At 31.1% G+C, this 13,639-nt stretch carries 14 protein-coding genes; 10 read left to right on the forward strand and 4 right to left on the reverse strand.

The features are described from left to right. The first annotated feature begins 2 nt into the window (after nucleotides 1–2). Together BN2665_RS25180 and BN2665_RS25185 are read left to right on the forward strand one after the other, a co-directional pair. Nucleotides 3–572, forward strand: coding sequence for a LemA family protein (locus tag BN2665_RS25180; protein ID WP_055669828.1), 570 nt, complete (start codon nucleotides 3–5; stop codon nucleotides 570–572). Nucleotides 573–575: 3 nt separating this feature from the next. Next, complete coding sequence (locus tag BN2665_RS25185; RefSeq protein ID WP_055669829.1) at nucleotides 576–1,394, forward strand: TPM domain-containing protein; 819 nt, start codon at nucleotides 576–578, stop codon at nucleotides 1,392–1,394. Nucleotides 1,395–1,519: 125 nt separating this feature from the next. On the opposite strand, the gene BN2665_RS25190 is transcribed toward BN2665_RS25185, so the two are convergent. The 3 genes from BN2665_RS25190 to BN2665_RS25200 form a co-directional block, all read right to left on the reverse strand. Further along, the gene (locus BN2665_RS25190) at nucleotides 1,520–2,362 is read right to left on the reverse strand and encodes a GNAT family N-acetyltransferase (RefSeq protein WP_055669830.1); all 843 of its coding nucleotides are present in this window, start codon (nucleotides 2,360–2,362) and stop codon (nucleotides 1,520–1,522) included. Nucleotides 2,363–2,502: 140 nt separating this feature from the next. After that, the gene (locus BN2665_RS25195; RefSeq protein ID WP_055669831.1) at nucleotides 2,503–4,731 is read right to left on the reverse strand and encodes a HelD family protein; all 2,229 of its coding nucleotides are present in this window, start codon (nucleotides 4,729–4,731) and stop codon (nucleotides 2,503–2,505) included. 228 nt (nucleotides 4,732–4,959) lie between these two features. Beyond that, the gene (locus BN2665_RS25200) at nucleotides 4,960–5,148 is read right to left on the reverse strand and encodes an aspartyl-phosphate phosphatase Spo0E family protein (RefSeq protein ID WP_055669832.1); all 189 of its coding nucleotides are present in this window, start codon (nucleotides 5,146–5,148) and stop codon (nucleotides 4,960–4,962) included. A 436-nt stretch (nucleotides 5,149–5,584) separates the two neighbouring features. Between BN2665_RS25200 and BN2665_RS25205 the strand changes: the two genes are divergently transcribed. The 8 genes from BN2665_RS25205 (at nucleotide 5,585) to BN2665_RS25235 (ending at nucleotide 12,449) form a co-directional block, all read left to right on the forward strand. Continuing rightward, nucleotides 5,585–8,461, forward strand: a complete 2,877-nt coding sequence (locus BN2665_RS25205; protein WP_055669833.1) for a sigma-54-dependent transcriptional regulator — start codon at nucleotides 5,585–5,587, stop codon at nucleotides 8,459–8,461. Between the two features lie 231 nt (nucleotides 8,462–8,692). Continuing rightward, a complete protein-coding gene (locus BN2665_RS25210; RefSeq protein ID WP_055669834.1) occupies nucleotides 8,693–9,112 on the forward strand; it encodes a PTS sugar transporter subunit IIA in 420 nt (139 codons plus the stop codon). 2 nt (nucleotides 9,113–9,114) lie between these two features. Continuing rightward, a complete protein-coding gene (locus BN2665_RS25215) occupies nucleotides 9,115–9,579 on the forward strand; it encodes a PTS sugar transporter subunit IIB (RefSeq protein WP_055669835.1) in 465 nt (154 codons plus the stop codon). Nucleotides 9,580–9,622: 43 nt separating this feature from the next. Further along, nucleotides 9,623–10,384 (forward strand): PTS mannose/fructose/sorbose/N-acetylgalactosamine transporter subunit IIC, encoded by a 762-nt coding sequence (locus tag BN2665_RS25220; RefSeq protein WP_055669836.1) that lies wholly within the window; start codon nucleotides 9,623–9,625, stop codon nucleotides 10,382–10,384. Continuing rightward, the gene (locus BN2665_RS25225) at nucleotides 10,377–10,571 is read left to right on the forward strand and encodes a PTS system mannose/fructose/sorbose family transporter subunit IID (protein WP_055669837.1); all 195 of its coding nucleotides are present in this window, start codon (nucleotides 10,377–10,379) and stop codon (nucleotides 10,569–10,571) included. Before BN2665_RS25220 ends, BN2665_RS25225 begins: the two co-directional genes overlap by 8 nt. A 37-nt stretch (nucleotides 10,572–10,608) precedes the next feature. Continuing rightward, nucleotides 10,609–10,779 (forward strand): PTS sugar transporter subunit IIC, encoded by a 171-nt coding sequence (locus BN2665_RS26600; RefSeq protein ID WP_082436013.1) that lies wholly within the window; start codon nucleotides 10,609–10,611, stop codon nucleotides 10,777–10,779. Then, on the forward strand, nucleotides 10,772–11,596 hold the full coding sequence (locus BN2665_RS25230; RefSeq protein ID WP_055669838.1) for a PTS system mannose/fructose/sorbose family transporter subunit IID: 825 nt from the start codon (nucleotides 10,772–10,774) through the stop codon (nucleotides 11,594–11,596). Before BN2665_RS26600 ends, BN2665_RS25230 begins: the two co-directional genes overlap by 8 nt. Before the next feature lie 37 nt (nucleotides 11,597–11,633). Then, nucleotides 11,634–12,449 (forward strand): BtpA/SgcQ family protein, encoded by an 816-nt coding sequence (locus BN2665_RS25235; RefSeq protein ID WP_055669839.1) that lies wholly within the window; start codon nucleotides 11,634–11,636, stop codon nucleotides 12,447–12,449. 181 nt (nucleotides 12,450–12,630) lie between these two features. Here the strand turns inward: BN2665_RS25235 and BN2665_RS25240 are convergent, their stop codons facing one another. Further along, nucleotides 12,631–13,455, reverse strand: a complete 825-nt coding sequence (locus BN2665_RS25240; protein WP_055669840.1) for a hypothetical protein — start codon at nucleotides 13,453–13,455, stop codon at nucleotides 12,631–12,633. Nucleotides 13,456–13,639: the final 184 nt, after the last annotated feature.

Raw genomic sequence — 13,639 nt, forward strand, 5'->3', positions numbered from 1 at the left:
TTATGAATAAGACTTTAAAAACTATAATTATAATCATAGCCTTGCTGGCAATTATAATAATTCCCATTGCCAGCAGCTATAATGGCTTAGTATCTCTAGATCAAAAGGTTAAAGCCTCAGAATCAAATATAGATACTCAGCTTCAAAGGAGGTCAGATTTAATACCTAATTTAGTAGAAACCGTAAAAGGCTATGCTTCGCAGGAAAAGCAAATCTTTACAGATATAGCTAATGCCAGAAGCAAGCTAGCAGGCGCACAAAATATTCAAGATAGAGCCAATGCAGATAACGACCTTTCTTCAGCATTATCCAGGCTTCTAGTTGTAGTTGAAAGATATCCTGATTTAAAATCTAGTCAAAATTTTAAAGACTTATCCGTAGCATTGGAAGGTACAGAAAATAGAATTGCCATAGCAAGGCAGGATTATAATAAAGCAGTAGACACCTACAACACTAGGGTTAGAAGGTTTCCAACTACTATAATTGCAAGTATATTTAGGTTTGAACAAAAACCCTATTACAGGGCTGCTGAAGGAGCAAAAGAAGTTCCTAAGGTAGACTTTACAAAGTAGCTTATGAAAAAAATTAGTAGAGTCTATAAATTATTCCTTAGTGTCATAGCTCTAGTGTTATTACTTGGCTTTATCTCTGCTAAGGCCGAGGTGAAATTTCCATCACCTACTAATCTTAAATATGTAAATGATTATGTAGGCGTTTTAGATCAATCAGTAAAAGAGTATTTAGTTTCTCTAGGAAAAGAACTAGAAGATAAAACCGGAGCTCAATCCGTAGTGGTTATCATCAAATCCTTAGAAGGCAGAGATGTAGAATCCTATGCAAATGAACTTTTTAGAACTTGGGGTATAGGTCAAAAGGATAAAGATAATGGTCTTTTGATGTTGGTGGCTATAAATGATAGAAAGTGGAGAGTAGAAGTGGGAAGAGGTCTTGAAGGTGCTGTTACAGATATTTACTCTTCAAGAGTCATGAATGAAATTGCAAAACCAGCCTTTAGAAATGAAAATTACGGTGAAGGTATCAAAAATGCCTATTCCATCTTTGCAGACAGCATTGCCAAAGAATATAATGTTAACTTAGAAAAAAATATTAAAGTAAAACTTCCAAGTAACCAGAATAAAGGATATATTCAAACTATAAATCCTACTTTTTTCTTTATAATCATTGGTCTTATAGTATTAGACCTTATTTTTAATAGAGGAAGAGTTCTAAGGCTTATTATAAAAGCATTGTTTTGGAGCTCCTTCTGGGGCGGCAGAGGCGGAAGACCTGGAGGAGGCTTTGGCGGTGGTGACTCTGGTGGCAATTCTGGTGGCGGTTTTGGGGGCTTCGGCGGAGGCTCCTCTGGTGGTGGCGGGTCTTCTGGAGATTGGTAACAAATAAAAGTTGCGAAGCAACTTTTATTTAATTCACAATGCACAGAGCACAATTCACAATGATTGAAAAAAGCGACTCCCGCCGCTTTTTTCTTATTTTATATCCTATGATAGATAAATAGATGCTATAGTTGCTTTTTATAAGCATAAATAGTCTCTTTGTCTCTAAAACCCACTCTTTCATATAATCTCTGAGCGCCTAAGTTTTTTACTCTAACGCTGGTAGATATCTCTTTCACATCATCAGAAATTAAATCCTCAATAGCCCTATTAAGTAATATGCTACCATAACCCTTATCTCTTTTATCTTGTCTAACATGCAGCAGTACTAATTCACCCTTCTTTTTATCCTTAGTTTTCTCATAGTATACATAACCTACAACCTGATTTTCAGAAATGGCCAAAAGCAAGGTATGATATTCACTTATTTGATCTATCAATTCTTCTAAAGAAAAAAAGGTTTCCTTTGGGTGGACTAGACTTAGCCCTTCCTTATGCATAGAATCATAAGGTTTTAAATCAACTAATAAATCCTTGTCCTGCCGTATAAATAAATTCTTATTATAAATCATAGTTTTTTCGGCATTATATAGTTCATATCCACTACTTTCATACCAATTGCTGCATAATTTATTATCTTCAAAGAAAGCTACCCTTAGTTCCTCTATATAGGTTGGTAAATTCCTTAACATCTCTTCATAAATTTTATCTGCGTATTCATTAAAGTAATCCTCTATTATAATAGGCCCTAGAGGTCTCGCAAGCTTTTGATCCTTTGATATATAAGTACCTAAACAACCCACAATTTTTCCTTCTTCTACGCATAAGATAAAATTACTTTTATCCATTTCTTCAATTTCATTATAATTTTGTGGTATCCAAGCTATAAAATATTCCTTTCTATTATTGTAATCAAATAAAAACTTAGTTAACTCTTTTTCATATTGTTCATTCATTTTTGTAAGCATTCTCTCCATCTCCTTTTTATAAATTTTAAGCTTTTAATTATTTTTGATTAAAGTATTTTTTATTTCACCCCTTCCACGCTTGTTTATATAAATTGCATAATATTATAATTTGAATTTTAGGAAATTTCAACTATTTTATCTTATTTAATGAATACACTCTTTTCACCAGTATAATAAATAGTTAAATGATGGAGCGCTCTTGTGCAAGCTACGTATAAAAGCCTTCTGTCTATTTCACTCTTATAATTATTATCAGAAGCATTATACATAATAACTGCATCAAATTCTAATCCTTTAGCTAAATAGGAAGGCATCACTAATACTCCCTTTTTAATTTCACTATCTGTATCCTTCAGCATTTTAACCTCTACTAAGCTTCTTAATCTTTCTTCAGCACCTTTAGCTTCCTTCTTTGTCTTACATATAACTGAAATAGACTCATAGCCTTTTTTATAAAGCAGATTAATCTCTTCAGCTATACTATGATCCAAGGAATGTATGTTTTCCTTAAAGATTACCCTAGGCTCTGATTCATGCCTTTCAAAAGATATTATCTCCTGTTCATCTTTCAATAGCTTATTAGTAAAAGAATTGATTTCATAAGAAGCTCTAAAGCTTTTTTTCATAAAAAGCTTTGTGGTTTTTCTTTTATTTAAGATTCGTGCTATGCTGTCATATGCTTCAATGTTTCCTGATCTTTCAAGGCTCTGGTTAAAATCTCCCAATACAGTATACCTTGCTTCTTTAAATAAAAGTTTAAATACCTGATATTGAAGGGGATAGTAGTCCTGAGCCTCGTCTATGACCACCTGCTTAATTTCAGAAAAGCTATCATTCCCCTCTAATTTTAATTTCATATAAATAAGGGGGGCGCAATCCTCATAATTAATATTATTTTTTAAAAGGTTTATTTCTGTATAATTAATTATTTCCTCTATATTATATGGCAGCTTTAAACCTTCCACTAATTTGAAAAAGAGCCTCTTATTTTTAAATAGTAGTTTATATAATTCCATGTAATCCACCTTTGTGAATCCCCTCAAATGCTCCATAAAAACCTTAGCTTCCTTAACTGCCATAAGTCTAGCAAAAGATTTTATTTCAAGTATATGATTTCCACACCTTTCTACTACTTTTTCAATTTTTTCAAGTCTGCTGCTTCTTAAAGGATGAATTTTATTTAGTATCATGTTCTCCATTCTTTTAAGCCTTTTGGCTATAGGCATATTAATCTTATTATCAAGAAAAAAATTTCTTAAATTTTGTCTTATTTCTATAACCTTTCCATCATAATATATATCTTGAAAATCAATAATATATTTCTCATAATATTCTATTAATCTATCTAAAAGTTTAACAAATTCTAGGGAACCTTTAAATTCTATAGAATTCTTTTTAAGCATAAATCCTTCCTGTTCTTGCGATAAAATTAATTTTTCCAATTGAGTTTCTCTAGTCTCAACTATATACTCTTTTGAAATAATTTTTTCAATAATCTCATTAAAGGTTATTTGCTCTACATTTTCTTCTCCTAGCTCTGGAAGAACACTTGAAATATATTTACTAAAAATGCCATTAGGTGAAATAATTATTATATTATTTGTGCTTAACTTAGAGCTTAATCCCTCATAAAGCAAAAAGGCAATTCTATGCAAAGCTATAGAAGTTTTTCCGCTGCCCGCTACTCCTTGAACAATTAAAAGCTCATTTTCCATATCTCTAATAATTATGTCTTGCTCCTTTTGTATGGTTTCTACTATGCTCCTCATCTTTTGAGAAGAATTTTTACTTAATACTTCCTGCAAAATTTCATCATTAATTTTTATACTGCTGTCAAAGAAATATTTAAGCTTGGATTTTTCTATCTTATACTGCCTTTTAAGCAAAACCCCTCCCTCTATTATTCCTATTGGTGATTTATAGCTTCCTTTTCCTAGTTCACAACGATAAAATATACTAGAAATAGGTGCTCTCCAATCATAAATATAAATTTCATCCGTATTTTGATCTATCAAATTGTAAGTTCCTACATAAATCTTCTCAGTATCATAGCCTTTTTCTGCAAAATCAAATCGTCCAAAATAAGGGGTGTTAAGCATTTTATTATATTTCTCTAAACTCTTTATTACGCTGCTATAATTCCTAGTTTCTCTACTAACTTCAGAAAGATAATGTATTGTTTCTGGTATCCTGTCAACATCATCTGAAAAGTGAACCCCCTCTTCCCACATCTCCCTTCGTGATGCAATAAGATCTCTTGTTTTATTCTCTAAATTATCTTTCTCTTTTTCCAATTCCCTCTCAATAACTTCTAAAGTTCTTTGAAGATACAGATTCTCTTCTTTTTGATTTTGTTCAAAATTACTCATTTTAGCACTCTCCTTAAATTTTATAAAAACACTTGACAGGGCTATTAACTTTATGCTATGATAATTATGTGATTTAAGATAATATGATATACTTGCTTTAAATGTGTCTAAAATTAAATTATACTCCAAAGTAATATTGATGTAAATATTACTTTTATTAAATTTGAATTTATATTTTTGCATAATAAAAGGTCAGCATTTTGCTGACCTCTTTAAATTTATAAGCTTCTATTCATTTTTTCGGGTTTTTATCTTCTCTTCTAAAAATTCGTTATATCTGTTTAGCGCTGCGTTTAGAACTTTACTAGCAGCCACCACTTCTGGATTAATTAAATTTCCATTCTTAGTATTAATTAAATACTCTAATTTTTCTCTTAAAATTTCTACATCTTTTAATAGATCTTCTATCTCACTCATAAAAAAACCTCCATTAAACCATATTCTTAATAACTATAGTTTTCCCAATGGAGATTTTTTATTTCACTATTTAGATTTTTTTATATAATTTTTATTATATATTATTATTACTTCTAAGAGTTATTATTGTGGCTATAAAAAAAACTATTACTGCTACTATTAATATCCACTTAACCATTGAATCCTTCTCTTCATTTTTATCTTCATCCAAGTACCTCACCTCTATAGTTAGTATTCTTCAATGATTTTGGAATATACCTCTATTAAACTCATAATGAAACTTATTTATCAACAAGCATCATATTTCAAATATCTTTATTAAGATAATATTTAAAATCATAAAAATTCTTATCTTAATAGTTTATAATAAAAGATATAAGGCCTAATTAATAGTTAATACGCAAGAAAAAACTAAAATTATATGAGGTGAATCTTTATGAAAAGAAAGGATAGGGTATTTAGCTCATTAAAAGCTCTCTGCAATAATATCACTATAGAAAAAATCAAAAATGGATTCAACGGCTTTGATGCAACATGTATAGGAGACGGTATATCTGTAAGTAGAAGCAACACAAGTAAAGAGTTAAATGAACTTCTAAGAGAGGGCAAAGTAATAAAAATAACTGGAAAACCAGTGTTCTATTTTGATAAGGAAAGATTAAGCCTACTTTTAAATATTCCATGCAACAATATTAGCGCTAGTATTAGCAACCTATCAGATATACTTTCTACACCTCTCTTAAAAAATGAAGCATCTTTAGAAAATAGCAATAATGATGATAGTCCATTTGAACAAATTATAGGATATAACGATAGTTTAAAGATACCTATAAATCAAGCAAAAGCTGCTATATTATATCCTCCTAATGGGTTAAATACTCTTCTTATAGGTACTACCGGGGTTGGTAAAAGTACTTTCGCAGAAATTATGTATGAATACGCTCTTAAGTCTGGAGTAATAGATAAAAATGCTGAATTTATAGTATTTAACTGCGCTGAATATTCAGATAATCCAAATCTGCTTATAAGTCAACTATTTGGATATACAAAAGGAGCATTTACAGGAGCGGATAAAGAAAGAGAAGGACTCATAGATAAAGCTAACGGCGGGGTATTGCTTCTAGATGAGATACATAGATTACCACCTGAAGGTCAAGAAATGCTGTTTCTGGTAATGGATAAGGGTGTATATAGGAGACTAGGTGAAACAGAAAACCATAGAAAAGCATCTGTTTTATTTATATGTGCTACTACAGAAAATACAAACTCATTTTTACTGCAAACTTTTTTAAGAAGAGTACCTATGGTTATCAAATTACCAGATTTGGCAGAAAGGAGCATTGGTGAAAGAGCTGATTTAATAAAAGCCTTTTTTAATAACGAAGCAAAGACTATAGGACTGCCTATTAAAGTGCACAAGGATGTTTTAACAGCTTTTACAATGTATAAGTGTAAGAGTAATATAGGGCAATTAAAAGCGGACATTCAGCTTACCTGCGCTAAAGGATACCTTGAGTACAAAACCTTAAGTAAGCTGAATATAAATATAGGACTTTCTTGCATTCCAGAGCATATATATACCGAATTATTAAATATCAAAAAAAGAAGACTTGAGGAAATTAGCATAATTGACGAATTATATAAGCCAACCTCAATGCATGTAGAATTTTCAGGAAATGAAACCAATGACCTTAAAACCATGGATAACTATAAATTAAGTGTTAATTTATATGAAGAGATAAATAATAAATATAATAACTACTATAATTTAGGATACACCAAAGAAGAAATAAAACTTGACATAATAAAGTATGTGGATAAATATTTAAAAAATGTATTATCTGAAGTAAGTACAATAAATTCAGCTCAGCATAAAAAGGAATTATTTAAAATTATAAATCCTAAAATTTATTATGCTGTAGAGACTGCTCTCTTAGAAACTAGTAGTGAAAGGATATACGACAAGAAAATACTTATAGCTTTATCCATGCACATAAGCTCTATGTTGGAAAATATAAGAAAAAGCACTTATAAAAAGCCTTCTAATAAAAACCTCATTCCATTAGACAACAATATTGATTATGAAACCGCAGTTGAGATACATGAAATATTAGAAAGAGAGCTAGAAATAGAAATTCCAGGGGAAGAAATAGCTTTGATATGCATCTTCTTAAATACAATTAGAGAGAATATAACTGAAAATAAACCTAAAATTCCTATAATAGTGATATGCCATGGAGAATCTACAGCTACAAGTATAGCTAATGTGGTAAATGAACTTCTACAGACTAATCACTGTTATGCGATAAATATGCCATTAAATGAAAGCGTTAAAGTTGTATTAGAAGCTGCTAAAAACTTAGTAAAAAAAGTAGATGAGGGTAAGGGAGTACTACTTTTGGTAGATATGGGATCTTTAGTGACATTTTCAGATATTATAACCAAGGACACAAATATAATTACCAGGTCAATAGACATGGTATCCACACCATTGGTCTTAGAAGCTGCTAGAAAGAGTTTATTTCCAGAATACACATTAGATAATTTAACTAAAGACTTGCAATTGCTAACCCCTTATATCGGGAGAGATATTGGAAGTAGTATAGATGATAATATCGGAGATATAAACAAGAAGGTTATAATAACCACCTGTATAACAGGTGACGGAGCCGCAAAAAAAATAGCAGATATGCTTAGGCAAGCCTTTCCCTTTATAGAAAAAGTAAATATTAAAATATTACCTATGAATGTAGAGAAATTTAAAGAAGTTAAATATGAAATAGGGCATAATAACATAATTGCTGTTATAGGTACTGTGGATATCCATTTAGATAATATCCCCTTTATACCTATAGATGAATTTATAGTAGGAGATGGAAACAGAATCCTAAGAGAACTTTTAATAGGGAACTATAATTTAAGAAACATAGACATGGAAACTAATATAAGCTTAATAGTTAACACCTTAAGCGATCAACTTACATTCTTAAATCCCACAAAGACATATAATATTCTATCACAAGTGTTCGATCAGATTAAGCATTATATAAGCGAAGAAAACTATATAAGATCGAAAATAAGATTTATACTTCACTGTTCATTTATGATAGAAAGATGTTTTAGAAACGAATCCTTTGAATATAAAAATCCTGATGAATTTATATCTAAAAATCAACAAATATATAATGACATTGTGAAATCCATTGAAATTTTAAAAAAGAGTTTCAGAGTTCATATACCAAAAGACGAATTATGTTATCTTGTAGAGTTTGTAAAAAGCAATAAATTATTGATTGAAAGAGATTGCCTTTAAAAGAATGCAATCTCTTCTGTTTTAAAACACATAGAAAAAAGGTTTTTATTGTTGAAACACATAAAAACAGTTTAAAAATATAAAAATATGAGTTTGTAAGTGTTTCAAAAAAGTCCTACAAAGAGGATGATATGCTAATTAAAACTTAAAACAGTTTTTGGCATCATATTTGCTTTAATAATGTATTAAGAAAGTAAACAAAAATAAAAATGCAGAAAGGGTGAACATGGTTTGATAGAAATAATTATTTTGACTCACGGTAGCTTAGCAAATGGATTTGAAAACACTATTAAATTGTTTGTAAATACCCCCCACATAAAAACCTTTACCTTAAATCCATATGATGATTTAAATGCTTTTAGAGATAGCATTGAAACAGCTATATTCAATAGTCATACAAAGGATATATTGGTATTAGTAGACTTATTTGGTGGTACTCCTTTTAATACCGTAGTAAAGCTATGCAATGAAAAAAATCATTTAAACAAAAATATTGAAATCCTGTCAGGAGTAAATCTTCCAATGGTGTTAGAAGCCGCTCTTAACATGGAGGATAAGTCATTAGAGGAAGTAAAAAATATAGCTTTAGACTCAGGCAAAAATGGTATTAGAGATTTTTATGCAGAATTTAACCAAAAGGAAGGGATATAAAAATGAAAATAGCACTGTGTAGAGTTGATGAAAGATTAATACACGGACAAGTCATGACATCCTGGATAGGAAATACTGGCGCCCAAAGAATAGTAATAATAGATGATGATCTTTATAATGATGACTTTATGAAACAAGTGCTTATATTAGCTGCTCCACCAAACATAAAAATTCAAGTGTTAAATGTTAATAAATTTATAGAGCTTATAGGCAAGAATGAAAACGATAAAAAAACTATTATATTATTTAAACATCCGAAATACGTACTAGAAATATTAAAAAAAGGTCTAGAATTAAATGAAATTATCATTGGAAATATGGGACCTAATTCAGAAAGAGAAAAGGTTACAAAAAATGTATATATAAGTTCTAAAGAAAGAGACCTTTTGAGGGATATAGAACAATTAAAGTGTATGGTATTTCTACAAATGTTGCCTAGTGATGAAAAAGTTCTCTTTAATATATAAAAGGTTAAATAAAAAAATTTATTAATTAATAAGGAGGTATACTATGAATTTATTTATTCAAGCACTGATAGTTGCCCTTATAACATGGTATGTAGCTACAGCTCTACCTATGTTTTTAAGATGGTCATTCTACTTTGGAGCTCCTTTAGTAGCTGGTTTAGTAAATGGCATCATTTTTGGCGACATCGCTTATGGTTTAAAGGTAGGCGCTACAATACAAATGGCTTACTTAGGTATGGTAGCTGTAGGAGGCGCATTACCTTCTGAAATGGCTATCTCAGGATATTTAGGAACAGCTTTAGCCATGTCTGTAAAGCTACCACCAGAAGCTGCACTAACAGTAGCAATTCCTTTAGGGGCACTAGGACTTTTATGCCAAAACGCCAAAATGACTTTAAATGCTATTTGGGTCCATAAAGCAGATAAGTATGCAAAAGAGGGTAATATTAGAGGCGTCAAATTAATGAATCTATATGGTTCACAGGTTTTTCCATTCTTAACTTACTTCATTCCAACATTTGTAGCAATTTACATAGGATCAAAGGGTCTAGATAAATTATTAACTGTTGTACCAAATTCAGTAATACAAGCTCTTAAAGTTACTGGAGGGTTAATTCCTGCGCTAGGAATAGGTATGCTGCTTAGCTATTTATGGCAAAAGGAAGTTGTTCCATACTTCATAATAGGCTTTTTTTTAGTAGCATATTTAAAGTTAGATATTATGTTTATCGCAATCATAGGTGGATGCCTAGCAACCATATATATCTTTAATACTAGTAAAAAGGAGGAAGCTATAGATGACTGAAGAATCAGTTAAAAAACTGTCTAAAAAAGATCTGATTAAAACATGGCTTACTTGGATTTGTTGGGCTCAAAGATGTTACAACTACGAAAGACTTCAGGGTTTAGGCTTCTGTCATGCTATGAGCGTAGTAATAAAGAAACTCTATCATGATAAAGCAGAAATAAGCGAAGCCCTAACCAGATCTTAAAGTTACTGGAGGGTTAATTCCTGCGCTAGGAATAGGTATGCTGCTTAGCTATTTATGGCAAAAGGAAGTTGTTCCATACTTCATAATAGGCTTTTTTTTAGTAGCATATTTAAAGTTAGATATTATGTTTATCGCAATCATAGGTGGATGCCTAGCAACCATATATATCTTTAATACTAGTAAAAAGGAGGAAGCTATAGATGACTGAAGAATCAGTTAAAAAACTGTCTAAAAAAGATCTGATTAAAACATGGCTTACTTGGATTTGTTGGGCTCAAAGATGTTACAACTACGAAAGACTTCAGGGTTTAGGCTTCTGTCATGCTATGAGCGTAGTAATAAAGAAACTCTATCATGATAAAGCAGAAATAAGCGAAGCCCTAACCAGACATATGGCATTCTTTAATACAGAAAATACATGGGGTTCTATTATAGTAGGCGTAAGTGCTGCTTTAGAGGAAGAAAGAGCTGCCAATAGAGATGTTAATCCTGAAATAATAAATAATGTTAAAACAGCTTTAATGGGGCCCATGGCAGGTATAGGAGACTCTGTAACTCAAGGTATAGTTAGGGTAATACTACTAGGCATAGGCATAGACTTAGCTACACAGGGAAACGCATTAGGTCCAATATTATTTGTAGTGCTATTTACAGCATATACAGCGGGATTGAGCTATTTTCTATTCTTTTCGGGATATAGAATGGGTAAAAATGCTGTTGTAAAGTTGCTATCTTCTAATATAGCAAAATATTTTACTGGTGCATTAAAGATAATGAGTATGATGGTTGTAGGTGGTCTTGCTGCATCTAATATAAAGGCCACTTCTCCTGTAGTATTTTCGCTAGGTAAAACATCTATTAAATTACAACCTATATTAGATAAAATACTACCACAAATGATGCCTTTATTGATATTGCTACTTGTGTTCTATTTATTAAAAAAGAAACAAAAATCTACAACCTTTGTTTTAATTACTCTCTTTGCATTAGGATTCATTTTATCATTCTTAAATATTTTAGCATAGCAAAATAAATTGATTTAAATTAGGAGGAAATACTATTATGAACATAGATTTAATGGATAATCACATAAATACTTTTAAGACTAATAAGCCTTTCATAGGTTGCGTTCACTTAATGGCATTGCCAGGAACGCCTCATTACGATAAAAGTGTAAGTTTTAAAGAGCAAGTAGAAAGAGCTATAAGGGAAGCAAAAGCTCTACAAAATGCAGGTTTTGACGCGCTAATTTTTGCTAATGAAGGGGATAGACCTTACTTATTTAACGTAGGCCCTGAAATTATAGCCAGTTATGTACGAATTGCTACAGAGGTGTTACAACATGTTGAAATACCGTATGGATGTGGGGTATTAATAGACCCGATAGCTACAATAGCTATAGCAAAAGCTTTAGATGCAAAATTTGTAAGAACTTACGTTACTGGAACCTATGCAGATATATTTGGATTCCATGAATTCAGGCCGGGAGATATATATAGATTTAGAAAAAATATAGATGCCGAGGATGTAAACCTATATTGTTACTTTGATGCTCATGGCGGAACTTCATTAGACACTAGATCTCAATCAGATATGATTGATACAGCTTTTTCTACATTAAATCCTGCCGGAGTTTTGATCCCTGGACAAAGAGCTGGCCTAGCACCAGACTTTAATGAAGTTAGAGAAATAAAAAATAGGTACAAAGATAAACCTATAATGATAGCAAGCGGAGTTAACTCTTCAAATGTAAGGGAAGCTAGAGACATTGCTGATGGATTTGTTATAGGTACTTGTTTGAAAAAAGACGGCATCCTTTGGAATGAAATAGATGAAGAAAGAGCAAAAAAATTCATAGAGATAGCTAAAGGGAATTAAAAAAGAGGGAACATCCATAGATTTATGCAAATCTATGGATTTCCTGTAATTTTTCACAAATATTCATAAATTGTTTCTAGCAAAAAAACAGTAGATAGATTTGCCTTTACACAAATCTATCTGCTGTCCCTAATAAACAAAAACTAATAACTTATAAGTAGCGGCTGCCTAATTAACATCATTAATTACTTTTTTTCTCCTTATGAAATCCATGTCCTTTTGCCCCATGGTGCATAGGCATTACTTTTCTCATGGCATCAGCTTGATCCTTTGTAATAGTTCCTTCATCAACTAACTCCTGTAGAATATCCTTCCTATCCTTTTTATTTTGTTCCATATAGGATTTTCTTTCCTCTGGAGTCATGGCTTTTAGCTTTTCATGTAATGCTTTAGCCTCTTCGTCTTTCTTTTGCAATTTCTCAATAAGCTTGTTAACTTGATCTTGCGTTATTGTTTTATTTTCCACTAAACCACTAAGTTGCTCAGTAATTTTTTGCTTTCTTTCTGTAGCTCTCTTTTCCTGTAGTTTGCTTTTAATAGTATCTGCTTCTGTCTGTGTCAATACTCCATCTTTAACCATAGCATCAAAAGGATTTAATCTTTCTCCCTTTTTCTGACTCATATAATTCTTTCTTTCTTCTGGAGTCATAGCCTTAATCTTATCGAATTCTGCTTTTCTCTCTTCTTCTTTCTTTTGAAGGTAATTAGTTATACTATCTGCTTTTTGTTGGGTAAGTACTCCTTCATTAACAAGGCTAGTTAAATATGTTTTCATTTGTTCAGCGCCTTTTACATAAGAACCTCTTTCTTCCTTGATTTTAAAGCCTTTTTCACCAGGCATCTTGCCTTCTTTATTCTTTTTCCATTCAATAAGAGGCTTCTTATTAGCTGCATCTTCTGTAGCTGCATTGGCGCTAGCAGCATAAATAGTAGTTCCTCCTATTGCTAAAATAGTGGCTCCTATTATTAATGTTTTTAGTCTTTTACTTATAGTCATGTTATTCATTCATTATTCTCCTTTCATTTTTTCTTTTTTATTATTTCCTATAATTATTATTAGATTCTATTGTGACAGTTAGGTGTTGAATTTTTTAAAATTCTGTATATAAATTATTAAATAACTGAAAACATAAACATTATTTTGAAATATGTTATACTTAATTTAAATAACTATCCAATAATTAGTAATG

Source organism: Desnuesiella massiliensis (genome assembly GCF_001403615.1).
Taxonomy (GTDB): domain Bacteria; phylum Bacillota; class Clostridia; order Clostridiales; family Clostridiaceae; genus Desnuesiella; species Desnuesiella massiliensis.

Bases quoted from the DNA above. Each gene is read 5' to 3' on its own strand.
- BN2665_RS25200 (WP_055669832.1), bottom strand. From the start codon at position 5,148: ATGAGTGAGATAGAAGATCTATTAAAAGATGTAGAAATTTTAAGAGAA.
- BN2665_RS25230 (WP_055669838.1), top strand. From the start codon at position 10,772: ATGACTGAAGAATCAGTTAAAAAACTGTCTAAAAAAGATCTGATTAAA.
- BN2665_RS25225 (WP_055669837.1), top strand. From the start codon at position 10,377: ATGACTGAAGAATCAGTTAAAAAACTGTCTAAAAAAGATCTGATTAAA.
- BN2665_RS25205 (WP_055669833.1), top strand. From the start codon at position 5,585: ATGAAAAGAAAGGATAGGGTATTTAGCTCATTAAAAGCTCTCTGCAAT.
- BN2665_RS25235 (WP_055669839.1), top strand. From the start codon at position 11,634: ATGAACATAGATTTAATGGATAATCACATAAATACTTTTAAGACTAAT.
- BN2665_RS25215 (WP_055669835.1), top strand. From the start codon at position 9,115: ATGAAAATAGCACTGTGTAGAGTTGATGAAAGATTAATACACGGACAA.
- BN2665_RS25185 (WP_055669829.1), top strand. From the start codon at position 576: ATGAAAAAAATTAGTAGAGTCTATAAATTATTCCTTAGTGTCATAGCT.
- BN2665_RS26600 (WP_082436013.1), top strand. From the start codon at position 10,609: ATGCTGCTTAGCTATTTATGGCAAAAGGAAGTTGTTCCATACTTCATA.
- BN2665_RS25240 (WP_055669840.1), bottom strand. From the start codon at position 13,455: ATGAATAACATGACTATAAGTAAAAGACTAAAAACATTAATAATAGGA.
- BN2665_RS25195 (WP_055669831.1), bottom strand. From the start codon at position 4,731: ATGAGTAATTTTGAACAAAATCAAAAAGAAGAGAATCTGTATCTTCAA.
- BN2665_RS25220 (WP_055669836.1), top strand. From the start codon at position 9,623: ATGAATTTATTTATTCAAGCACTGATAGTTGCCCTTATAACATGGTAT.
- BN2665_RS25180 (WP_055669828.1), top strand. From the start codon at position 3: ATGAATAAGACTTTAAAAACTATAATTATAATCATAGCCTTGCTGGCA.
- BN2665_RS25190 (WP_055669830.1), bottom strand. From the start codon at position 2,362: ATGCTTACAAAAATGAATGAACAATATGAAAAAGAGTTAACTAAGTTT.